The organism is Bradyrhizobium sp. Rc3b, assembly GCF_900114915.1.
GTDB lineage: Bacteria > Pseudomonadota > Alphaproteobacteria > Rhizobiales > Xanthobacteraceae > Bradyrhizobium.
The window spans coordinates 482,398-503,526 of sequence record NZ_FOUS01000003.1 but is presented as its reverse complement, the minus strand read 5'-3'; the positions used below and the strand labels follow the sequence as shown (position 1 = coordinate 503,526).

General features: G+C 65.3%; 19 protein-coding genes. 13 read left to right on the top strand and 6 right to left on the bottom strand.

The annotated features are described in order from the left end of the window. Positions 1 to 23: 23 nt before the first annotated feature. From BM190_RS09145 to uxuA, 6 genes are all read left to right on the top strand, one after another. Positions 24 to 836 carry a FadR/GntR family transcriptional regulator gene (locus tag BM190_RS09145; RefSeq protein ID WP_092253733.1) on the top strand — a complete coding sequence of 271 codons (813 nt, stop codon included), beginning with the start codon at positions 24 to 26 and terminating at the stop codon, positions 834 to 836. Positions 837 to 918: 82 nt separating this feature from the next. Beyond that, complete coding sequence (locus BM190_RS09140) at positions 919 to 1,884, top strand: sialic acid TRAP transporter substrate-binding protein SiaP (RefSeq protein ID WP_409362392.1); 966 nt, start codon at positions 919 to 921, stop codon at positions 1,882 to 1,884. Positions 1,885 to 2,016: 132 nt separating this feature from the next. Beyond that, positions 2,017 to 2,595 carry a TRAP transporter small permease gene (locus BM190_RS09135; protein WP_092253731.1) on the top strand — a complete coding sequence of 193 codons (579 nt, stop codon included), beginning with the start codon at positions 2,017 to 2,019 and terminating at the stop codon, positions 2,593 to 2,595. A 4-nt stretch (positions 2,596 to 2,599) separates the two neighbouring features. Next, the gene (locus tag BM190_RS09130) at positions 2,600 to 4,006 is read left to right on the top strand and encodes a TRAP transporter large permease (protein ID WP_018318480.1); all 1,407 of its coding nucleotides are present in this window, start codon (positions 2,600 to 2,602) and stop codon (positions 4,004 to 4,006) included. Next, positions 4,003 to 5,052 (top strand): L-idonate 5-dehydrogenase, encoded by a 1,050-nt coding sequence (locus tag BM190_RS09125; protein ID WP_092253729.1) that lies wholly within the window; start codon positions 4,003 to 4,005, stop codon positions 5,050 to 5,052. The genes BM190_RS09130 and BM190_RS09125 overlap by 4 nt, the downstream gene beginning before the upstream one ends. Positions 5,053 to 5,124: 72 nt before the next feature. Then, positions 5,125 to 6,315 carry a mannonate dehydratase gene (gene uxuA, locus BM190_RS09120; RefSeq protein ID WP_092253727.1) on the top strand — a complete coding sequence of 397 codons (1,191 nt, stop codon included), beginning with the start codon at positions 5,125 to 5,127 and terminating at the stop codon, positions 6,313 to 6,315. Between the two features lie 33 nt (positions 6,316 to 6,348). On the opposite strand, the gene BM190_RS09115 is transcribed toward uxuA, so the two are convergent. After that, on the bottom strand, positions 6,349 to 7,038 hold the full coding sequence (locus tag BM190_RS09115) for an aspartate/glutamate racemase family protein (protein WP_092253725.1): 690 nt from the start codon (positions 7,036 to 7,038) through the stop codon (positions 6,349 to 6,351). A 1,142-nt stretch (positions 7,039 to 8,180) separates the two neighbouring features. Here BM190_RS09115 and BM190_RS09110 point away from each other — a divergent pair. The 4 genes from BM190_RS09110 to BM190_RS09095 are packed head-to-tail and all read left to right on the top strand — an operon-like array spanning position 8,181 to position 12,683. After that, positions 8,181 to 9,842 (top strand): thiamine pyrophosphate-binding protein, encoded by a 1,662-nt coding sequence (locus BM190_RS09110; RefSeq protein ID WP_092253723.1) that lies wholly within the window; start codon positions 8,181 to 8,183, stop codon positions 9,840 to 9,842. Between the two features lie 3 nt (positions 9,843 to 9,845). Beyond that, positions 9,846 to 11,111: an NAD(P)/FAD-dependent oxidoreductase gene (locus tag BM190_RS09105; RefSeq protein ID WP_092253721.1), complete on the top strand. Its 1,266-nt coding sequence runs from the start codon at positions 9,846 to 9,848 to the stop codon at positions 11,109 to 11,111. A 9-nt stretch (positions 11,112 to 11,120) separates the two neighbouring features. After that, the gene (locus BM190_RS09100) at positions 11,121 to 11,864 is read left to right on the top strand and encodes an aspartate/glutamate racemase family protein (protein ID WP_092253720.1); all 744 of its coding nucleotides are present in this window, start codon (positions 11,121 to 11,123) and stop codon (positions 11,862 to 11,864) included. 39 nt (positions 11,865 to 11,903) lie between these two features. Continuing rightward, entirely contained in the window at positions 11,904 to 12,683 is a 780-nt protein-coding gene (locus tag BM190_RS09095) for an SDR family NAD(P)-dependent oxidoreductase (protein ID WP_092253718.1), read from the top strand. Between the two features lie 4 nt (positions 12,684 to 12,687). On the opposite strand, the gene BM190_RS09090 is transcribed toward BM190_RS09095, so the two are convergent. Genes BM190_RS09090 through BM190_RS09080 form a run of 3 tightly spaced genes read right to left on the bottom strand, consistent with a single transcriptional unit; the run spans position 12,688 to position 16,455 of the window. Further along, entirely contained in the window at positions 12,688 to 13,482 is a 795-nt protein-coding gene (locus tag BM190_RS09090) for an IclR family transcriptional regulator (RefSeq protein WP_018318488.1), read from the bottom strand. A gap of 17 nt (positions 13,483 to 13,499) precedes the next feature. Continuing rightward, the gene (locus BM190_RS09085) at positions 13,500 to 15,233 is read right to left on the bottom strand and encodes an FAD-dependent oxidoreductase (RefSeq protein WP_092253716.1); all 1,734 of its coding nucleotides are present in this window, start codon (positions 15,231 to 15,233) and stop codon (positions 13,500 to 13,502) included. 7 nt (positions 15,234 to 15,240) lie between these two features. Further along, on the bottom strand, positions 15,241 to 16,455 hold the full coding sequence (locus tag BM190_RS09080; RefSeq protein WP_092253714.1) for an ABC transporter substrate-binding protein: 1,215 nt from the start codon (positions 16,453 to 16,455) through the stop codon (positions 15,241 to 15,243). Between the two features lie 386 nt (positions 16,456 to 16,841). Here BM190_RS09080 and BM190_RS09075 point away from each other — a divergent pair, with 386 nt between their 5' ends. From BM190_RS09075 to BM190_RS09065, 3 genes are all read left to right on the top strand, one after another. Next, positions 16,842 to 18,143 (top strand): MFS transporter, encoded by a 1,302-nt coding sequence (locus BM190_RS09075; protein WP_092253712.1) that lies wholly within the window; start codon positions 16,842 to 16,844, stop codon positions 18,141 to 18,143. A 109-nt stretch (positions 18,144 to 18,252) separates the two neighbouring features. Beyond that, positions 18,253 to 19,044 (top strand): fumarylacetoacetate hydrolase family protein, encoded by a 792-nt coding sequence (locus BM190_RS09070; RefSeq protein ID WP_092253710.1) that lies wholly within the window; start codon positions 18,253 to 18,255, stop codon positions 19,042 to 19,044. Between the two features lie 147 nt (positions 19,045 to 19,191). Beyond that, complete coding sequence (locus BM190_RS09065; RefSeq protein ID WP_049814890.1) at positions 19,192 to 19,575, top strand: hypothetical protein; 384 nt, start codon at positions 19,192 to 19,194, stop codon at positions 19,573 to 19,575. A gap of 46 nt (positions 19,576 to 19,621) precedes the next feature. Here BM190_RS09065 and BM190_RS09060 read toward each other — a convergent pair whose 3' ends face one another. Both BM190_RS09060 and BM190_RS09055 read right to left on the bottom strand, forming a co-directional pair. Next, positions 19,622 to 20,473, bottom strand: a complete 852-nt coding sequence (locus BM190_RS09060) for an HpcH/HpaI aldolase/citrate lyase family protein (protein ID WP_177236977.1) — start codon at positions 20,471 to 20,473, stop codon at positions 19,622 to 19,624. Then, a complete protein-coding gene (locus tag BM190_RS09055) occupies positions 20,473 to 20,976 on the bottom strand; it encodes a MaoC family dehydratase (RefSeq protein ID WP_338313716.1) in 504 nt (167 codons plus the stop codon). The genes BM190_RS09060 and BM190_RS09055 overlap by 1 nt, the downstream gene beginning before the upstream one ends. Positions 20,977 to 21,129 lie beyond the last annotated feature (153 nt).

Here is a 21,129-nt window from a genome sequence, read left to right as displayed (position 1 = left end):
GCGACCCTTTCGGGAGGACCAGCGTGCCGCTGGAAGCTGTGGAGGCGAGACGGCTTTATCGCCAGGTCGCCGATCAATTGCGAAGCCTGATCGACAGCGGCGAGTACGCGGTCGGCAGCCGCTTGCCGACCGAGCGCGAGCTCGCCGAGCAGCTTAGGGTGTCCCGGCCGACCGTGCGCGAAGCCTTGATTGCGCTCGAGGTCGAGGGCCGCCTGCGCATCCGCGTCGGCTCCGGCATCTATGTGATCGAGCCCGCCGCAATCGCCGCGCCCGCGGCCGCGTCCGTCATCGAGGGGCCGTTCGAGCTGCTGCGCGCCCGCGAATTCCTCGAAAGCGCCATCGCCGAACAGGCCGCGCGCGTCGCGACCAGGGACGACATCGCCCGCATCGACGCCTCGCTCATCGCGATGGAGAACGTCGAGCATCCCGGCGAGGCCTCGATGGTGCATGACCGCGCGTTTCACGTCGCGATCGCCGGCAGCCTCGGCAATGCCGTTCTGGTGCGCGTGGTCGGCGAGCTGTTCGACCAGCGCCTCAATCCCTATTTCGCGCAGCTCGCGCATTATTTCGAAAGCCCGGGCACCTGGCGTACCGCGCTCGACGAGCATCGCGCCGTGCGCGAGGCGATCGCGGCGCATGATCCGCAAGCCGCGCGCGATGCGATGCGCGCGCATCTGGCGCGGTCGCAGGAGCGCTTCGCGCAGAATTTCGGCGCCGAGAAAGCGGCGGGATCATCTTCGGGGCGGAGCCGCACCGTCCGATCCCCGGCGAAGCCGGCGGTGCCAAAGCGACCACCGAAGAAGCGGGCCAAGAGCGGCAGCGCGCGGCAGCGATGAGATTGTACGGCCCGCATCCGTGCCGGGGCGGGCGAACAAGAAGCAGACTTGAACGATGGAGGAAAAGTCGATGTTGAAGAAAATGACGATTGCAGCAGTGATGTCCGCCGCCACGCTATTGGCTGCCACCCAGGCCAGTGTGGCGCAGACCAAGCTCAAATGGGCCCATGTCTACGAGACCTCGGAGCCGTTCCACACCGCCTCGGTCTGGGCCGCGCAGGAGATCGGCAAGCGCACCAACGGGCGCTATGCGATCGACGTCTATCCGGCCTCTCAGCTCGGCAAGGAAGCCGACATCAACCAGGGCCTCTCGCTCGGCTCGGTCGACATCATCATCTCCGGCTCGAGCTTCGCGGCCAAGAGCTTCCCGCCGATCGGCGTGACCTATTATCCCTACACCTTCCGCGACGCCGATCATCTGCTCGCCTACACCAAGAGCGACATCTTCAAGGAGCTCGCCAAGGGCTATGAGGACAAGAGCGGCCACCACATCGTCGCGGTGACCTATTACGGCGTGCGCCAGACCTCGTCGAACAAGCCGATCAAGACCTGCGCCGACATGAAGGGCCTGAAGATGCGCGTGCCGGACGTGCCGGCCTATCTCGCGATGCCGCGCGCCTGCGGCGCCAACACTGCGCCGATCGCCTTCGCCGAAGTCTACCTCGCGCTCCAGAACGGCACCGTCGAGGCGCAGGAAAACCCGCTGACCACGATCGAGGCCAAGAAGTTCTACGAGGTACAGAAGCACATCGTGCTGACCGGCCACATCGTCGATCACCTCAACACGGTGGTTGCGGGCGCGCTGTGGAAGAAGCTCTCCGACGAGGACAAGAAGATCTTCACCGACGTCGCCCAGGAAGCCGCCGCCAAGGCGACCGCGGAGATCAAGCAGAACGAGGCCAAGTTGGTCGCCTTCTTCAAGGAGAAGGGCCTGAGCGTGACCGAGGTCGACAAGAACGAGTTCCGCGACACCGTGCTGAAGAACGTCGCGTTCGAGACCTTCGGCTATCGCAAGGCCGACTGGGAAAAGATCCAGGCGGTGAAGTGACGACGTAGTCGTCATCCCGGGGCGGTCCGTAGGACCGAACTACGGTGCGCAATTGCGCACCTGAGAATCTCGAGGTTCCGGGTTCGACGCGGACGCGTCGCCCCGGAACGACGATTTGGAGAGAGGTAACCCATGTCCACCGCCGAAATACACCGGCAGATCACCGCGGACGAGATCGCCCATACCTTCGAGGAGGAGGCGACGCCGAAGGTCGACCTCGGCATCTACGCGTTCGAGGACTGGGTGGCGCTCGCGATCTTCTGGGTGATGGCGCTCGCCGTCTTCCTCCAGTTCTTCACCCGCTACGTGCTCAACGACAGCTACGCCTGGACCGAGGAGATCGCGACCTATTGCCTGATCGGCGTCGTCTTCATCGGCGCCTCGATGTGCGTGCGGCTGTCTCGGCACATCCAGGTCGATCTCGTCTACCGCTATCTGCCACATCTCGTGGCGCGCGCTCTGTCGACGTTGATCGACCTGATCCGGATCGCCTTCTTCGGCTACGCCACCAAGCTGGTCTGGACTTACATCCAGATCATCGGCGACGAGCAGATGACGACGATCAATTTTCCCAAGAACTACGTCTATTACGCCGTGCTGCTCGGCTTCGTACTGATGTTCCTGCGCTCGGTGCAGGCGGCGCTGCAACACTGGCGGCAAGGCTACTCGGTCCTCGAACGACCCGGCGCCTACGACGGATCGGAGATTTGACATCATGCTGCTGCTGCTCGGAGGCTTTCTCATCCTGATGCTGCTCGGCGTTCCCGTGGCGATCGCCATGGCCGCGTCGTCGCTGCTCTACATCCTGGTCAGCGGCGTGACGCCCGACGTCACGCTGGCTCAGCGCATGATCGCCGGCGTCGAGAGCTTTCCGCTGCTCGCGGTGCCGTTCTTCATCCTGGCCGGCAACCTCATGAACATCGCCGGCGTCACCGGCCGCATCTACAAATTCGCCGTCGCCCTGGTCGGCTGGATGCGCGGCGGCCTCGGCCACGTCAACATCATCGGCTCGGTGATCTTCTCCGGCATGTCCGGGACCGCGATCGCGGACGCCGCCGGTCTCGGCACCATCGAGATCAAGGCGATGAAGGATCACGGCTATTCCACCGAGTTCTCGGTCGGCGTCACCGCGGCCTCGGCGACGCTCGGCCCGATCATCCCGCCGTCGCTGCCCTTCGTGATCTACGGCATGATGGCCAACGTCTCGATCGGCGCGCTGTTCTTGGGCGGCGTCATCCCGGGCGTCGTGCTGACGCTGTTCATGATGGCGACGGTCACCTATTTCGCGCACAAGAACAAATGGGGCAGCGACACGCCGTTCTCCTGGCCGCAGCTCGGCTCGGCCGGCCTCGAAATCCTCATCGTGCTGTCTTTCCCGATGGCGATCTGGCTGATGGTGCTGGCCGGCCTCTCGGTCAACGTCGCCGTGGTGATCGGCCTCGGCACGTTGCTGGCAATCGACTGGTACTTCGACTTCTCGGCGGTGATGGCGCTGATGGCGCCGGTGATCCTGATCGGGGGCATGACGCTCGGCTGGTTCACGCCGACGGAGGCCGCGGTCGCGGCCGTAATCTGGTCGCTGTTCCTCGGCCTCGTCCGCTACCGCACCATGACGCTGCAGACGGTGGCGAAGGCGACGTTCGACACCATCGAGACCACGGCCTCGGTGCTGTTCATCGTCACGGCAGCCTCGATCTTCGCCTGGCTGCTGACGGTGTCGCAGGCGGCGCAGACGCTGTCGGACTGGATGCTCAGCGTCACCCACAACAAATGGGTGTTTTTGGCGCTCGCCAACGTCTTGATCCTCTTCGTCGGCTGCTTCATCGACACCACGGCGGCGATCACCATCCTGGTGCCGATCCTGCTGCCGATCGTGCTCAAGCTCGGCATCGACCCGATCCATTTCGGCCTGATCATGACGCTGAACCTTATGATCGGCCTGCTGCATCCGCCGCTCGGCATGGTGCTGTTCGTGCTCGCCCGCGTCGCCAAGCTCTCGGTCGAGCGCACCACGGTCGCGATCCTGCCCTGGCTGGTGCCGCTGATGCTCGCGCTGATCGCGATCACCTACATTCCCGAACTGACCCTCTGGCTGCCAAAATACATGGGACTCTCCAAATGACCTCCGTTGCTCTCGCCGCTACCCTGTTCGGGCCCGAAGATCTGCGCATGATCGAGCATCCGCTCGACAAGCTCGCAGACGGCATGGTGCGCATCCGCTTCGGCGCCGGCGGCATCTGCGGTTCGGACATGCACTATTTCCGCCATGCCCGGACCGGCGATTTCGTGGTGAAGTCGCCGCTGGTGCTCGGCCACGAGATCTCGGGCGAGGTCGTGGAGATCTCCGGCGCGGCTGCGAACCTGAAGGTCGGCGACCGCGTCGCCGTCAATCCCTCGCGCTGGTGCGGCCATTGCGTCGCCTGCCGCGAGGGCCGGCCGAACCTGTGTGAGAACATCTACTTCATGGGCTCGGCCTCGAAGACGCCGCACATGCAGGGCGGCTTTGCCAATTACTTCGACGCGATCCCCGCGCAGTGCGTGAAGATTCCCGACCATGTGTCCTACCAGGCCGCGGCGCTGGCCGAGCCGCTTTCGGTCTGCCTGCACGCGGTCGCGCGTGCCGGCAATATCGAGGGCAAGCGCGGCATCATCTTTGGTGCCGGCCCGATCGGGCTTCTGACCATGCTCGCCGCCCACCGCGCCGGCATGGCCGATATCACGGTGGCCGACATCGCGCCGGCCCCGCTGGCCTTCGCGACCAAGCTCGGTGCTTCGCATGTCGAGAACGTGTCGGCCGGGGAAGAGGGCCTGAAGGCGCAGGCCGCGTCGCGTCCCTACGACGTCGCGTTCGAGGTCTCGGGAACGGCCGCGGGCCTTGCGAGCGCCATCGGCATCGTCAGGCGCGGCGGCATCGTGGTGCAGATCGGCAATCTGCCGGGCGGCCAGATTCCGACGCCGTCGAATGCGGTGATGGCGAAGGAGATCGACCTGCGCGGCTCGTTCCGCTTCGGCTTCGAATTCTCAACCGCGGTGGAACTGATCTCCAATGGCAGCGTCGACGTGCTGTCGCTGGTCACCGCCGAGCGTCCGCTGTCGACCGCGCCGGATGCGCTCAGGCTGGCGCTCGACCGCTCGCAGAGCGTCAAGGTCGTGCTGACCGCGAATTGACTCTTGTTTTGACGCGTTTTCTTCACGCGAACCGATACCCACTTCGCTCGAAAACGCTTTAGGAGATTGCGCATGATGCTCGAAGGCTGGCGCTGGTACGGGCCCGACGATCCTGTCTCGCTCGACGATGTCAGGCAGGCCGGGGCGAGCGATATCGTCTCGGCGCTGCATCAGGTGCCGATTGGCGAAGCCTGGACGCGCAAGGCGGTGGAGGAGCGCAAGAACTTCATCGAGCGCGGCCAGCCCGGCCGCTCGCAGCTGACCTGGTCGGTGGTGGAATCGATTCCGATCCCAGACGACGTCAAGCGGCTCGGCGGCAAGGCGACCAAGTCGATCGAGGCCTGGATCGCGAGCCTCGAAGCCGTCGCGGCTTCCGGCATCAAGATCATCTGCTACAATTTCATGCCGGTGGTCGATTGGTGCCGCACCGATCTGGAATGGGAGCTGCCGAACGGCGCCCGCGCCATGCGCTTCGATCAGGACCGCTTTGCCGCTTTCGAGCTGCATATCCTCAAGCGCCCTGCGGCCGTGCAGGACTATTCGCCCGAGCAGCAGGCGCGTGCGAAAGCGCTGTTCGAGCAGATGAGCCAGGCCGATATCGACTATCTCGTCATGGTGATCGCCAGCGCGCTGCCCGGCTCGACCACCGAGCCGATGACCATCCCGCAATTCCGCGATCGGCTGGAGACCTATCGCGACATCACGCCAAAGATCCTGCGGCAGCATCTCGTCGAATTCCTCGGGCGCGTGACGCCGGTGGCCGAGCAGCTCGGGGTGTCCTTGACCCTGCATCCGGACGACCCGCCGCGGCCGCTGTTCGGCCTGCCGCGTATTGCCTCGAGCGCCGACGACTACCAGGCGCTGTTCGACGCCGTGCCGTCCAGGGCCAACGGCATCTGCCTGTGCACGGGCTCGCTCGGCGTGCGCGCCGAAAACAATCTGCCTGAAATGGCCGAACGCTTCGGCCCGCGTATTGCGTTCGCCCACCTCCGCGCCACCAAGCGCGAGGCCGACGGGCTGTCGTTCTACGAATCCGATCATCTCGACGGTGACGTCGACATGGTCGCGGTGCTCAAGGCGCTGCTCAAGGAGAACGCCAAGCGTTCGCCCGACAAGCAGATCGTGTTCCGTCCCGACCATGGTCACCGCATGCTCGACGATCTCGCGGCGACCAAGCGCACCAATCCCGGCTACACCGCGATCGGCCGCCTGCGCGGTCTCGCCGAGCTTCGCGGCGCGATTCGCGCGATCGAGCATCGGTGATAGAGGCGGGGCTCGGCGACGGCCGACATCGCATCACCCGATGGCGAAATCCGCCGCCGTCTCGGCGTGAATGGCCGTCGTGTCGAACGTCTCCACTGATGTGTCGTCAGGGCCGACCAGCATCGTGATCTCGGTGCAGCCGAGGATGATGCACTCGGCGCCGGCGGTGACCAGCGCTGCCATCACCTCCTGATAGCGGCGGCGCGAGGGATCGGCGACGATGCCGAGGCACAGCTCGTCGTAAATGATGCGGTTCACGTCGGCGCGCGCCTCAGTGGGAGGAACCAGCACGTCGAGATCATGCGCGCGCAGCCGGTCGATGTAGAAGTCCTCCTCCATCGTGAACTTGGTGCCGAGCAGCCCGACCTGCCGATAACCTTTCGCCCGGATCCGCTTGGCCGTCGCGTCGCCAAGATGGGTGAACGGAACGGTCACGCTGGAGATGATGTCGGGCGCCAGCTTGTGCATCGTGTTCGTGCACAGCACGATCGCCCGCGCGCCGGCGCCTTCAAGACGCCGGGCGACCTCCGCCAGGCTGGCCGCCGCCTCGCGCCAGCGGCCGGCGTACTGCATCTGCTTGATTTCCTCGAAATCGTAGGAATACAGCAGGAGCGGCGCCGAATGCAGCTTGCCCATGCGGTCGCGGACCCGCTCATTGATGAGCTTGTAGTAGAGTGTCGTGCTCTCCCAGCTCATGCCCCCGATCAAGCCGATGGTTTGCATTCCGGTGTCCTCGACGATGTGGTTTCGGCCGGATCGTAAACGAAGACGTCGAAGCCCGGTAGCCATCGCTTGATTGCGGCTTGATGCACCGTCAGGCCTAATTATTTCAGCGCTCGTAGCCCGGATGGAGCGTTAGCGTAATCCGGGGCCTTCGCCCGGCATCTCACACCGTCCCGGATTACGCTGGCGCTCCATCCGGGCTACGCCATCGTCCTGTGTCGCCCTCTGTCAATCCAGAAGTGCAAAAATATTCCACTTTACCGAAATTCGGTTTCGGCGTATGTGTCGGCCATCCTGATCCGGCGAAAGGGGCGGTCGTACGTCGTCACGAGCCGCGGATCGGGGAGCGGTGGACGCGGCGGCGTCGTGCACGAGAGGCGGGAGCAGGGCGGGAGAACCCCGTGAGGTCCCGGCGGCGTGCGGACGAACGGCGCTTGAAGCGTACGGCCAAATCGCGTGGTCCTGGCTGTCGTTGCTACAGCCAAGCCTTGCGGAGGTGCGCCGAGCCCGACCGGGCGAAGCGCGCCGCCAATCCGCGGGGTGACGGAGGCAAGCAGGAACTCGTCTCCGGGGAGAGCGCGCCATAGGCCGTCAAACATCGCGCAGGGAAGGCCGGATGATCGGCTGCCCTGTGTCTCCCTCGTGCATTGCGTGTGCAATGTCTTCGCACGGGGGTCTTGCGGGTGCCAGCCGGCACCCGGCCTTCCCTGCGCCCTTTTTCTTCGGAGAGGGCGTGAAGCGGACAGCAAAGCTCGGGCGGAAGCGCCGCGAGAAGGTGGAGGCATGTCTGCGAGTCACAACCGATATCGTAGGGTGGGCAAAGCGCAGCGTGCCCACGCTCTTGTTGCTTATGGAGGGAGATCGTGGGCACGGCGCAAGTCCGCCTTTGCCTACCCTACGGCACTGGATTGCTTCGTCGCACCAGCGCAAAATTGCTACGCAATTCTGTCGCGGGCTCCTCGCAATGACGTGCCAACCGCAATCCCTGCACCAAGCCCGACGAACAGGCGTCGTGCAAACGGCACCGACGGGCATGACCTCTGCGCAGGCTGCGAGAAGCCTTTCGATCTTGCGCGCCCTCTCGGCCTGTCCTACGCAGTCTCCGAATAATAGCGCATCGCCAGAGCCTTGAGGGAGCCGTCATGACCATCCGCAACACCCGCACCGGGGGCCAGATCCTGATCGATCAGCTCGTGGCCCAGGGCGTCGAGCGCGTCACCTGTGTGCCGGGCGAGAGCTATCTGGCCGCGCTCGATGCGCTGCATGACAGCCCGATCGACGTCATGATCTGCCGTGCCGAAGGCGGCGCGGCGATGATGGCGGAGGCCTACGGCAAGCTGACCGGGCGGCCCGGCATCTGCTTCGTCACCCGCGGCCCCGGCGCGACCAATGCCAGCCACGGCGTCCACATTGCGATGCAGGATTCGACGCCGATGATCCTGTTCGTCGGCCAGGTCGACACCGGCATGCGCGAGCGCGAGGCGTTCCAGGAGCTGGACTACAAGGCGGTGTTCGGCACCATGGCGAAGTGGGCGGTCGAGATCGATCGTCCCGATCGCATTCCGGAGCTGGTGGCGCGCGCCTTCCGCGTCGCCATGCAGGGCCGCCCCGGTCCCGTCGTGATCTCGCTTCCCGAGAATATGCTGACCGAGACCGCCGCCGTTGCCGATGCCATGCGCATCGAGCCGGCCGTGAGCTGGCCCACGCCTGCGGATATCGAGAAGCTCGGCGCGTTGCTCGCGAGCGCCAAGGCGCCGCTCGTCATCCTCGGCGGCTCGCGCTGGACGGATGGGGCGACCAGGAGCATCGCCCGCTTTGCCGAGCGCTTCGACCTCCCTGTCGCGACCTCGTTCCGCCGGGCCTCGCTGATCGATGCCGACCATTCGCATTATGCCGGCGATCTCGGCATCGGACCGAGTCCGGGGCTGAAGGCGCGCATCGACAACGCCGATGTCGTGCTCCTCGTCGGCGGCCGCATGTCGGAGATGCCGTCCTCGTCCTACACGCTGCTCGATATTCCGACCCCTCAGCAGAAGCTGATCCATGTGCATCCGGGCTCCGAAGAGCTCGGCCGGGTCTATCAGCCGGCGCTCGCGATCCAGGCGACGCCCGCCGCGTTCGCCGCCGCCGTCGAGACGCTGAAGCCTTCAGGCGCGGTGGCCTGGAAGGGCGAGGCCGCCAAGGCGCATGCCGATTATCTCGCCTGGACCGAGAAGGCGCGCGAGCTGCCGGGCACGTTCCAGTACGGCCAGGTCATGACCTGGCTGCGCGACCGGCTGCCGAAGGACGCCATCGTCTGCAACGGTGCCGGCAATTATGCCGGCTGGATCCATCGCCATCATCGCTTCCACAGTTTTGCCGCGCAGCTGGCGCCGACCTCGGGCTCGATGGGCTACGGCGTGCCGGCGGCGGTTCTCGCCAAGCGGCAATATCCGGATCGCACCGTCGTCGCCTTCGCCGGCGACGGATGCTTTCTGATGAACGGTCAGGAATTCGCGACCGCCGTGCAGTATGACGCGCCGTTGGTCGTGATCGTCGTCGACAATTCGCAGTACGGCACCATCCGCATGCATCAGGAACGTGACTATCCCGGCCGCGTCGTCGGCACCCAGCTCAAGAACCCTGATTTCGCGATGTACGCGAAGGCATTCGGCGGCCATGGCGAGCGCGTCGAGCGCACCGAAGAGTTCGCGCCGGCGTTCGAGCGTGCGCTGGCCTCCGGCAAGCCGTCGATCCTCCACTGCATCATCGACCCGCGCGCGATCTCAGTCGGCAAGGACTTTGCGCCCGCGGTGAAGGCGTAAGCGATGACGACCGGTCGCCACGTTGCGATCATCGGAGCCGGCGCGGTCGGTGTCATCAGCGCCATCGAGGCCTTGCGCGAGGGCCATCGCGTCACGCTGATCGATCCGGGCGAGCCAGGCGGCGAACAGGCGGCGAGCTATGGCAATGCCGGCTGGCTGTCGTCGCATTCGGTGATCCCGCCGGCGGAGCCGGGCATCTGGAAGAAGGTGCCGGGCTATCTGATGGACCCGCTCGGGCCGCTCGCGATCCGCTGGTCGTATTTGCCGAAGGCGGTGCCCTGGCTGGTCAAATATCTGCTCTCGGGCTGGACCGAGGCGCGGGTCGAGACAACGGCGTTTGCCCTGCGCGACCTGTTGAAGGACGCGCCGCTGCTGCACCGGAAGCTGGCGGAAGAAGCGGGCGTTTCTGAATTGATCGAACGCAATGGCGTGATGCATGTGTTTCCGTCGCGCGGCAATTTCGATAACGATCTCGGCTGGCGCCTGCGCAAGAAGGTCGGCGTCGAATGGATGGAGCTCAACGCCGACGAGATGCGCCAGCGTGAGCCTGATCTGCATCCGCGCTACACCTTTGGCGTGGTGGTGGAGGAGGCCGGGCGCTGCCGCGATCCCGGCGCTTATGTTGCGGCGCTTGCCAACCACGCGCTGGCGAGCGGCGCCAAGCATGTGCGCGCCAAGGCGACTGGCTTGAGGCTGAACGGCGACAAGCTCGTCGCTGTCCTCACCGAGACCGGCGAGATCGCCTGCGATGCTGCCGTCGTTGCGGCCGGCGCCCGATCAAAACAGCTCACCGCATCGGTCGGCGATCCCTTGCCGCTCGAGACCGAACGCGGCTACCATGTCATGATAGAGAACCCGGAGTCAGGTCCGCGCAGCTCGATGATGGCATCCGACGCCAAGATGGTGGTGAACTGGACCGACAAGGGCCTGCGCGCCGCCGGCACGGTCGAGATCGCCGGCCTTCAGGCCGAGCCGAACTGGAAGCGCGCCGAAATCCTGCGCAACCACCTTGTCAGCATGTTTCCAAAACTGCCGAAAGACATTCCGGCCTCGCGCATCAAAACCTGGTTCGGCCATCGGCCGAGCATGCCGGATGGACGTCCCTGCATCGGCTATGCGCGCGCCTCGCGTGACATCGTCTATGCCTTCGGCCACGGCCATGTCGGGCTGGTCGGCTCGGCCCGTACCGGCCGGCTCGTCGCGCAGTTGCTCAGCGGCAAGCCGCCCGAGATTCCGCTGGCGCCGTTTGCGCCCGAACGTTTCCTCTGAGGTCGCAGCATGACCCATTCAGCCAATTCGTTCTCCCGCATCGCCCGTGGCGGCAGGGCCATCTATGGCGCGCCGCTCGGCATCTTGATGCTGGAAGCGCGCTTCCCCCGCATTCCCGGCGACATGGGCAACGGCACGACCTGGCCATTCCCCGTGCTCTATCGCGTGGTGAGCGGGGCTTCGCCGGAGAAGGTGGTGCTGAAGAGCGCGGCCGGCCTGCTGCCCGACTTCATCGATGCCGCCAAGGATCTGGTGCGGCTCGGCGCTGAAGCCATCACCACCAATTGCGGCTTCCTCTCGCTGTTCCAGAAGGAGATCGCGGCCGCGGTCGGCGTTCCCGTTGCGACCTCGTCGCTGATGCAGGTGCCATGGGTGCAGGCGACCTTGCCGCCGGGCAAGCGCGTCGGCCTCGTCACGGTGTCGGGCTCGACCTTGACGCCGGCTCATCTCGAGGGCGCCGGCGTGCCGCTCGACACGCCGCTGGTCGGCACCGAGAACGGCAAGGAATTCTTCCGCGTCCTGATCAAGGCCGAGAAGGACGATATGGACATCGCGCAGGCCGAGCGTGACGTGGTCGAGGCCGGCAAGGAGCTTGTCGCCAAAAATCCCGATGTCGGCGCGATCGTGCTCGAATGCACCAACATGCCGCCTTATGCGGCAGCGTTGCAGGCCGAGGTCGGGTTGCCGGTCTACGACATCTATTCCATGATCACCTGGTTTCACGCCGGACTGCGCCCGCGCGTCTTTGCGTGAACGCGTCCGTGAGATCGTCACAAGTCCTGGAGCGAGCCCATGAAGTTATCCGGCAAGGTCGCCGCCATCACTGGCGCGGCGCGTGGCATCGGCAAGGCCTGCGCGAAGAGATTTTTGGATGACGGCGTCAAGGTCGTGATCTCGGACGTCGATGCCGAGGGCCTCGCCGCGACAGCCGCCGAGCTCGCCCGGCCGGATGCCTTGCGCACAATCGTCGGCAATGTGGCCAAACGTGCTGACGTGGATCAGCTCGTCGCCACCGCCGCGAAGGAATTCGGCCGGCTCGACATCATGGTCAACAATGCCGGCGTCGCCCGCAACCGGGACATCCTGGAGATATCCGAGGAGGAATTCGACGAGATCATCGGCATCAATTTGAAGGGCGCATTCTTCGGCGTGCAGGCAGCGGCGAAGCAGATGATCGCGCAAGGCGGCGGCGGGGTCATCATCAACATGTCCTCGGTGAACGCGCTGCTGGCGATCCCGGCGCTGGCGACCTACGCGATGTCCAAGGGCGGCATGAAGCAGCTGACCTCGGTCGCCGCGGTCGCGCTCGCTCCGCACAACATCCGCGTCGTCGCGGTCGGACCGGGCACGATTTTGACCGACATGGTGGCGTCGTCGATCTACACCTCGGAGGATGCCCGCAAGACCGTGATGTCACGCACGCCAGCCGGCCGCGGCGGCGAGCCGAGCGAGGTGGCGTCCGTCGTCGCGTTCCTGGCGAGCGACGATGCGTCCTACATTACCGGGCAGACGATCTATCCGGACGGCGGAAGGCTGGTCCTGAACTACACGGTGCCGGTGAAGGAGAAGTAGGCCCTCACTCCGCCGCGACCGTCATCCCGTAACCGAGCCGCTTCGAGATGCCGCCGGCACAATCCCGCAACGCATGCGCGATCGGGCTGTCCCAGCGCGCATCGAACGTGCCTTCGGGTCCCATCGCCGTGATGACTAACGCGACATGGCCGGAATGATCGAACACGGGAGCCGAGAATGCATTGACGCCGGGCAGGGGATCGCCGAGCGCGCGGGCGAGACCGTGCTTGCGGACCTCCGTCAGCATCTCGGCGACCTTGGCGCCCTTCACGGTGCGCTTCGGATTGTAACCGACGCCGTGACGATCGAGGCCGCTCTCCAGCGCGGCGTTGATGGTCTTCTCCGGCAGGAACGCCGCAAAGGCGCGGCCGGTGGCCGTCTCCAGCAGCGCCATCACCGAGCCCGCGCGCATCACGATGTGGACCGGCTGGGCCGGCTCTTCGAGCTGGACGACGGTCGGGCCGTACGTGCCCCAGACTGCCAGTGAGACCGCATGTCCGATCTGGCTCGCGAGCGCGGCGATCTTCGGCCTTGCGATGCGCACGCCGGAGAGGCGGCGCAGGCTGATCAGGCCGAGCTCCAGCGCCAGCGCGCCGATCTCGTAGCGGCCGGTGGTCTCGTCCTGCTCGATCAGCCCGATGCGGGAGAAGCTGGCGAGATAAGGGTGCGCCTTGGCCGGCGACATGCCGGCCTCGCGCGCGAGATCGCGCAGCATCATCGGCTCGCCGCACCTTGCGAGCGCGCGGAGCAGCTCTCCGCCGACCTCGATGGACTGGATGCCGCGGCTTTCCCTCTTCATGCGCCTCCTGGCGTGGCTTACGCCGCGTCGCGCTTGGCGGCGCTGTCGGCAAGGTGTCGCCCGGCAATGTAGCCGAAGGTCAGCGCCGGCCCAAGCGTGATGCCGGCCCCGGGGTAATTGCCGCCCATGATGCTCGCCATGTCGTTGCCGGCGGCATAAAGCCCGGGAATGACCCGGCCCTCGGCATCGAGCGCCCGGGCGTTCGCGTCGGTGACGATGCCGGCATAGGTGCCGAGGTCGCCGACCACCATCTTGATGGCATAGAACGGCCCGCTCTCGATCGGCGCGACGCAGGGGTTGGGGCCGTGCATCGCGTCGCCCTGGTAGCGATTATAGGCCTTCGAGCCCTTGCCGAAGGCGGCGTCATGGCCTTGCGGCGCGGTGGCATTGAACTGCTTGACCGTCTCGGCGAATGCCTTGGCGTCGATGCCGGCCTTCGCCGCCAGCGCCTCCAGCGTGTCGCCGCGCATGAGATAGCCGGTATTCAAGTGATGACCCAGCGGCATCGGGAACGGCGGCACGCAGCCGAGGCCGTATTTGCGCAGCGTTGGGTGATCGCAGACCAGGAAGGCGGCGATCTCCTCGCCGGGCTTGGCGGCCTTGATCATGGCCTGGACGAAGTCGTGATAGGAATTGCCCTCATTGGCAAAGCGCTTGCCGTCGCGCATCACCGCGATCACGCCGGGCTTGGCGCGGTCGATGAAGTGCGGCATCACGCCCTTGGAACCGTCCTTGCGCGTGGTCAGCGACACCGGCACCCAGGCCGCCGCGTTCGGCAGCCGGTCCTCGATATGTCCACCGGCGCGCTCCGCAAGACGCAGTCCGTCGCCGGTATTGCCTGATGGCCCCGGCGAGAAATGCTCGTTGCCGGTCGGGGCGTGCGGAAACATTTTCTTGCGCCGCTCCACATCATGCGGGAAGCCGCCGCAGGCGAGCACGACGCCCTGGCGCGCGAGCACGCGCACCTCGCGTCCCTCGCGCGACACGATCGCGCCGGTGACCGCGCCGTTCTCGACCGTCAGCTCGCGCACGGGCGAGGACAGCCACATCGGAATCTTCAGGTCCTGGGCGGATTTCGCGAGGCGCCCGGCCAGCGCATTGCCGTTGGTCAACGTCATGCCGCGGCCGTAGCGCAGCACGTCCATCAGGTGACGCGACAAGCGCTTGGCGACATAGACCGCGGAAGTCAGCGACTTGGTCACGCGCATGAAGTGGATGATCTCCTTGCCGCTTCCCAGCATCATGCCGAACACGGTGAGCTCGGGCAGCGGCATGCCCAGCGACTTGATGAGGTCGCCGAGCTCGCGGCCGTCGAACGGGCGCGTCACCATGGAGCGACCGCCTTGTGCGCCGCCGGGTGCTTCGGCGTGATAGTCGGGAAATACCAGCGGCATGTCGAAGCGGAGCGCGGTCTTGGTGGTGAAGAAATCGACAGCCTCGGGACCGGCCGAGAGAAATGCATCGACGCGTGCCGCGTCGTAATTGTTGCCGGCCTCGTGCCGCAAATAGGTGCGGGCCTGCTCCGGCGCTTCCGCGATGCCGTAGGCCTTTGCCAGCGAGGTGCCGGGAATCCAGAGCCAGCCGCCGGAGCGGGCGGTGGTGCCGCCAAAGCGCGGCTCCTTCTCGACGATCAGCACGTCGAGGCCGCGATGGCGCGCGGTGATCGCGGCCGACATGCCGGAGCAGCCTGATCCGGCCACGAGCACATCGCACTCGTAAGTCTCAATTGCGCTATGCTCGCTGCCGGTCATCTGGGCCTCACTTCTTCAGGAGCGGACATTTGGACTCGGAGACCGGGCGGAAGGCGTCCTCGCCCTTCACGGTCTTGACGATGTCCAGGTAATCCCACGGCTCCTTCGACTGCTCGGGCTTCTTCACCTTGGCGAGATACATGTCGCGAATGACACGGCCGTCCTCGCGCAACTTGCCGCCATGGACGAATGTATCCTCGATCGGCAGCTCGCGCATCTTGGTCATCACCTTGGCGGAATCGTCGGTGCCGGCCGCCTTGATGGCCTTCAGATAGTGCAGCACCGAGCCGTAGACGCCGGTCTGGATCATGGTCGGCATCACCTTGGTGCGCTCGTAGAACTTCTTCGACCAGGCGCGCGTTGCCTCGTCCATGGCCCAGTACGAGGCCGTGGTCATGTAGGTGCCCTGCGCGGCCTTGAGGCCGATCGCGTGCACGTCGGTGTCGAACATCAGGAGGCCGACGAGCTTCTGGCCGCCCTGGACGAGGCCGAATTCGCCGGACTGCTTGATCGCGTTGTCGGTGTCCTGGCCGGCATTGGCGAAGGCGACGACGTCGGATTTCGAGCTTTGCGCCTGGAGCGCGAAGGAGGAGAAGTCCGCGGTGTTGGTCGGATGCTTGACGCCGCCCAGGACCTTTCCGCCCATCTCGTTGACGAAGCGCGTGGCGTCCTTCTCGAGCTGCTGGCCGAAGGCGTAGTCCGCGGTGATGAAGTACCAGGACTTACCACCCTCCTTGATCACGGCGGAGGCCGTCACCTTCGACAGCGCGTAGGTATCGTAGGTGAAGTGCACGGTGTTCGGGCTGCACAGCTCGTCGGTCAGCGAGCTTGCGCCGGGGCCGGAAAGCAGCGCGACCTTGCCCCGCTCGCGCACCATGTTGTGGACGGCGATCGCGATGCCGGAATTGGGGATGTCGACGACGGCGTCGACCTTGCCGTTGTCGAACCAGCCGCGCACGATCTGCACGCCGACGTCGGTCTTCATCTGGTGATCGGCGCTGATGATCTCGATCGGCTTGCCGAGCACGGTCGGCCCGAATTCCTCCACCGCCATCTTCGCGGCCTCGACCGAGCCCGGCCCTGAGTTGTCGCGGCCCCAGCTCGACAGATCCGTCAGCACGCCGATCCGCACCGCGTCGTCGGAGACTTGCGCGGTGGCGACTGTGGTCATGGCTGCCGAAGTCATGGCCGCGAGCATGGCGCAGGCCAGAAGCCCTCTCATCGTTGTTTCCTCTCTCTTATTGGCCGCATGGCGCGGCTGTTCTTGAGATAAATTAGATATATGCAAATAAGTTTGTCAATGGTGAATTCGACGTCGAGATGAGTTCCTCTCGGCGGGTGGGACGACAGGGGGCACCGCTGCTTCAGCGCCTGTGATTGCGAGCGCAGCGACTTGTCCGCCGAAGCCTTGGCGAAGGCGGAAGCAATCCAGACTCTCTCCCGGAGGCAGCCTGGATTGCTTCGTCGCAAGAGCTCCTCGCAATGACGGATGTTGCGAAAGCTGCGAACAAAATCCCGCGTTGTTATCCTGTGAGAGCCATCACCCCTGCAGGTTGCAACCCTCGGCACGATTGGCCATGATGCTCGCGGGAATCTCTGGGGCAGGGCATGACGGCAGCAACGGGAGTCTCCGCGGCGGCGGAGAAATCGACGACGGCGCATGTGGTGTGGGCGAGCGCGCTCGGCACCGCCATCGAATGGTACGACTTCCTGATCTACGGCACGGCGGCGGCGCTGGTCTTCAACAAGCTGTTCTTCCCGAGCTTCGATCCCTTCGTCGGCACGCTGGCGGCGTTCTCGACCTATGCGGTCGGTTTCGTGGCGCGGCCGATCGGCGGCGCCATCATCGGCCACTACGGCGACCGGCTCGGCCGCAAGACCATGCTGGTCGCGACCATGATCGCGATGGGGCTCGGCACCTTCCTGATCGGCTGCCTGCCGACCTACAGCCAGATCGGCGTGTGGGCGCCGATCCTGCTCATCGTGCTGCGCTTCGTCCAGGGCATCGGCCTGGGCGGCGAATGGAGCGGCGCGGTCGTCATGGTGATCGAGCATGCCGGCAATCGCCGCGGCTTCTATGGCAGCCTGGTGCAGATCGGCTTTCCCGTCGGCGTTGCCGCTTCGACCGGCATTTTCGGCCTGATGACCAAGCTGCCCGAAGCCGATTTCCTGAGCTGGGGCTGGCGCGTGCCGTTCCTGATCAGCATCCTGCTCGTCGGTGTCGGCTTCATCGTGCGGCTCAAGCTCGCGGAGACGCCGCACTTCAAGGAAGTGGTCGAGCGCAAGGAGGTGCTGGCGCAGCCGGTGCTGGAAGTGCTCCGCCGCGACTGGCGCAGCTTTCTGCTGGCGATCGGCATCACGGTGTCGGAGGTTGGGCTTGCTTATCTCCTCACCGTCTTCACCGTGGTCTATGCCACGACGAAGCTCGGGCTGCCGCGCCAGGTGATCCTGGATGCCGTGGTCTATGCCGCCCTCGTCGAGTTCGCGACGTTGCCGCTCGCCGGCTGGCTGTCCGACATCTTCGGCCGCAAGGCTCTATACCTTGCCGGCGGCGTGTTCTCGGTGGCGCTGGCGTTTCCGTTGTTCTGGTTCCTCGATACGAAGGAGCCGGCGCTGATCACGCTGGCGCTCGTCGTCACGATGACGCTGACCCATGCACTGCTATTCGGGCCGAAGGCCGCGTTCATGCCGGAGTTGTTCCGCACCCAGGTGCGCTACAGCGGAGCCTCGCTCGGGGCCAATGTCGCGGCGGCGCTGAGCGGCGGCTTCTCGCCGCTGATTGCGACTGCGCTGCTGGCGTGGGCCGGCTCGTACTGGGCCGTGTCCGTCTACATCATCGCCCTCTCCATCATCACGATCGTCGCTACGCTGATGGCGCCGGAGACGGCGCGGAGTTCGCTGAAATCCTGATGTCGATCGTCTCGCGACTCAAGATGCAGCAGCCGGGCCATTGGCCTGCGGACCGTTTGGTTCTAAGAACGCCCTCGAGGAAACTTCCCCCAAGCCAGGGAACAGAACCATGACGAAGACGTCTCGACGTGACGTGCTCACTGCCGCGGCCGCGATGACCGCGGCGGGGATAGCCGAAGCGGCGCCGGCCGCAGCGCAGGCCGGACCGAAGCCGGTCTTTCCGGTGCCGATGGTGACGATCCCGATCGTCGGCGAGAGCCAGGTGTTTCAGGTCCGCCGTATCTACTGCATCGGGCGCAACTACGCCGCGCACGCGATCGAGCGCGGCTCGGACCCCAACCGCGAGCCGCCGTTCTTCTTCCAGAAGCCGACGGACGCGATCCAGAACGTCGCGGTCGGCGAGGTCGCCGATCATCCCTATCCGTCACTGACCAAGAACTATCATCACGAGGTCGAGCTTGTCGCCGCCCTGAAATCAGGCGGCACCAATATCCCGGTCGATAAGGCGCTCGACCACGTCTATGGCTACGCGCTCGGCCTCGACATGACCCGGCGCGACCTCCAGAACGGCATGGCCGCGGAGAAGAAGCCCTGGGAGATCGGCAAGAGTTTTGACCACGCCGCGGTGATCGGCCCGATTCACCCGGCCAGCAAGACCGGCCATTTCGAGAAGGGTGCCATTTCGCTGGCGATCAACGGCACGGTGAAGCAGAACTCGGATCTCAGCAAGATGATCTGGAACGTGGCCGAGCAGATCGCAAAGCTGTCGGAAGCCTTCGAATTGAAAGCCGGCGATATCATCTATTCCGGCACGCCGGAGAATGTCGGTCCCGTCGTGAAGGGCGACGTGCTGCTGTGCAAGCTCGAGGGCTTGCCTGATATGTCGATCAAGATCGTGTAGTTCCACGCCGCCGTCGCAACCGCCGGTTGGCGGCGGCAGCCCTGCGCCAGGGGAGTTCCACCCGCCGATTGCCATTTGTTGGCCGGCAAGCGAACCTCCTGTGGCCATATTTGGGAACGAGTGATTTCCCGCGAGGGAGGCGCTCCGATGACCAAGGCTCTGATTACTGCTGTCGCAATGCTGGCGTGTGTGCCCGTGAGCGCGGTTGCGCAGGAGCGCGCCGGCGATGCAGCACTCGGTGCCGTCTCCGGCGCGGTCGTGCTGGGCCCGGTCGGGGCGGTTGCCGGAGCCTTGATCGGCTACACTGCCGGACCTTCGATCGCTCGGTCCTGGGGTATGAGAGGTTCGCACTCGGCAGGACATCGGCCGCCGCCGCGCCGCGCGGCCGCGACCAGGAGCCCGACGCGCACCCGCGAGGCGATGGCAGCCAACGGTCAGATGCGAGCTGCTGGCAATCCGGCTCCGCCGGTTCAGGCCGCTCCCGCCGCTCCGGCGCAAGCCTCGGCGCCGCCGGTTCAGGGGTTCGACTAAGGCCGCAGCTTCGAGCCGACGCCTTCGGCCGCAGCCCCCGGCTGCCCTAGGGCTGGCCGAGGATCTTCTTCGCGGCGCGAAGATGCGGCTTGTCGATCATCTGGCCGTCGAGCCGCAGCGTTCCGGAATTGGGATTGCTGGCAAACGCCGCGATCACTTTCTCCGCCCAGGTGCGTTCGGCTTCGGTCGGCGCGAAGGCGGCGTTGACGACGTCGACATGCTTGGGATGGATCAGCGCCTTGGCGGAAAACCCGTCGCGGCGCGCCGCGCGTGTTTCGGCTTCCAGGCCGGCGAGGTTATCGATGTCCGTATAGACGGTATCGATCGGCGCGACCTCGGCCGCGGCCGCCGCCATCAGGCAGAGATCTCGCGCGAGACGATAGGGGCTATGGAACACGCCGCCGGACGCCTTTTCGGTGGCGCCGAGCGAAGCCGAGAGATCTTCCGCGCCCCACATGAGGCCGGCGAGGCGAGGGGAGCAGCCCTTGTAGCTGCCGAGGCCGAAGATCGAGCCCGCGGTTTCGGTCGCCACGCAAACGATGCGGGTTGAGCCCAGCTCCGTGCCGGCCGCGGCTTCTAGGGCTTCGAGCCAGGTTGCGACCTGCCTTACGTCATCACCGCCCTGCGATTTCGGCAGCACGATGCCGTCGGGCTTGCCCGGCATCACCGCGGCGAGATCGGCGAGCGTCATGCCGGTGTCGAGCGCGTTGACGCGGACATAGAGCTGGTGCGGGCCGGGGCGGCCCTTCAGCATCGTGAGCGTCAACCCGCGCGCCTCCGCCTTCTTCTCGGTGACGACGGAATCCTCGAGGTCGATGATCAGCGCGTCGGCCTTGCCTTCGCTCGCCTTCTCGAATTTGCGCGGGGAATCGCCCGGCACGAACAGCATCGAACGCATCAGACCGGCCTCTTGTGCATCATCGCCATGCGGCGGCATTTGCCGACGATCTCGTCGTTCTGGTTCAAGGCATGGTGCTCGAACTCGACGATGCCGGCCTTGGGCCGCGATTTGGATTCCCGCACCGAGAGCACCTTTGTCGTCGCCCGCAACGTATCGCCATGGAAAACCGGTTTTGGAAAGGTGACGTCGGTCATGCCGAGATTGGCAACGGTGGTCCCCATGGTCGTATCATAGACCGTCATGCCGATCATGATGCCGAGGGTGTAAAGGCTGTTGAAAATGCGCTGACCGAATTCGGTCTTTTCGGCGAAATGCGCGTCGATATGCAGCGGCTGCGGATTGAGCGTCAGCAAGCTGAACATGGTGTTGTCCATCTCCGTGACGGTCCGGGTCAGCGGATGCCTGAACTCCTGGCCTACGGAAAAGTCTTCGAAATAAAGTCCGGCCATCGCGGTTTCCTCCCTGCGAAATAACGGCGCGCTCATCGCTTTACGTCGCATGACCCTATGCATGGTAGACACAGTTGATAGACAAATTCACGTATCTGTACGCGGTTTTTCGAGCTAAGAACCCAGGCAAGGGCACGTCAGGGCGCGACGCAAGCGGCCACGGCCTTTGAGCGGGGAACGCGAAGAGACGGGAGATGGCGCGGT

Coding starts and splice junctions, on each gene's coding strand:
- BM190_RS09140 (WP_409362392.1), top strand. CDS start 919: ATGACGATTGCAGCAGTGATGTCCGCCGCCACGCTATTGGCTGCCACC.
- BM190_RS09135 (WP_092253731.1), top strand. CDS start 2,017: ATGTCCACCGCCGAAATACACCGGCAGATCACCGCGGACGAGATCGCC.
- BM190_RS09130 (WP_018318480.1), top strand. CDS start 2,600: ATGCTGCTGCTGCTCGGAGGCTTTCTCATCCTGATGCTGCTCGGCGTT.
- BM190_RS09125 (WP_092253729.1), top strand. CDS start 4,003: ATGACCTCCGTTGCTCTCGCCGCTACCCTGTTCGGGCCCGAAGATCTG.
- uxuA (WP_092253727.1), top strand. CDS start 5,125: ATGATGCTCGAAGGCTGGCGCTGGTACGGGCCCGACGATCCTGTCTCG.
- BM190_RS09115 (WP_092253725.1), bottom strand. CDS start 7,038: ATGCAAACCATCGGCTTGATCGGGGGCATGAGCTGGGAGAGCACGACA.
- BM190_RS09110 (WP_092253723.1), top strand. CDS start 8,181: ATGACCATCCGCAACACCCGCACCGGGGGCCAGATCCTGATCGATCAG.
- BM190_RS09105 (WP_092253721.1), top strand. CDS start 9,846: ATGACGACCGGTCGCCACGTTGCGATCATCGGAGCCGGCGCGGTCGGT.
- BM190_RS09100 (WP_092253720.1), top strand. CDS start 11,121: ATGACCCATTCAGCCAATTCGTTCTCCCGCATCGCCCGTGGCGGCAGG.
- BM190_RS09095 (WP_092253718.1), top strand. CDS start 11,904: ATGAAGTTATCCGGCAAGGTCGCCGCCATCACTGGCGCGGCGCGTGGC.
- BM190_RS09090 (WP_018318488.1), bottom strand. CDS start 13,482: ATGAAGAGGGAAAGCCGCGGCATCCAGTCCATCGAGGTCGGCGGAGAG.
- BM190_RS09085 (WP_092253716.1), bottom strand. CDS start 15,233: ATGACCGGCAGCGAGCATAGCGCAATTGAGACTTACGAGTGCGATGTG.
- BM190_RS09080 (WP_092253714.1), bottom strand. CDS start 16,455: ATGAGAGGGCTTCTGGCCTGCGCCATGCTCGCGGCCATGACTTCGGCA.
- BM190_RS09075 (WP_092253712.1), top strand. CDS start 16,842: ATGACGGCAGCAACGGGAGTCTCCGCGGCGGCGGAGAAATCGACGACG.
- BM190_RS09070 (WP_092253710.1), top strand. CDS start 18,253: ATGACGAAGACGTCTCGACGTGACGTGCTCACTGCCGCGGCCGCGATG.
- BM190_RS09065 (WP_049814890.1), top strand. CDS start 19,192: ATGACCAAGGCTCTGATTACTGCTGTCGCAATGCTGGCGTGTGTGCCC.
- BM190_RS09060 (WP_177236977.1), bottom strand. CDS start 20,473: ATGCGTTCGATGCTGTTCGTGCCGGGCGATTCCCCGCGCAAATTCGAG.
- BM190_RS09055 (WP_338313716.1), bottom strand. CDS start 20,976: ATGCGACGTAAAGCGATGAGCGCGCCGTTATTTCGCAGGGAGGAAACC.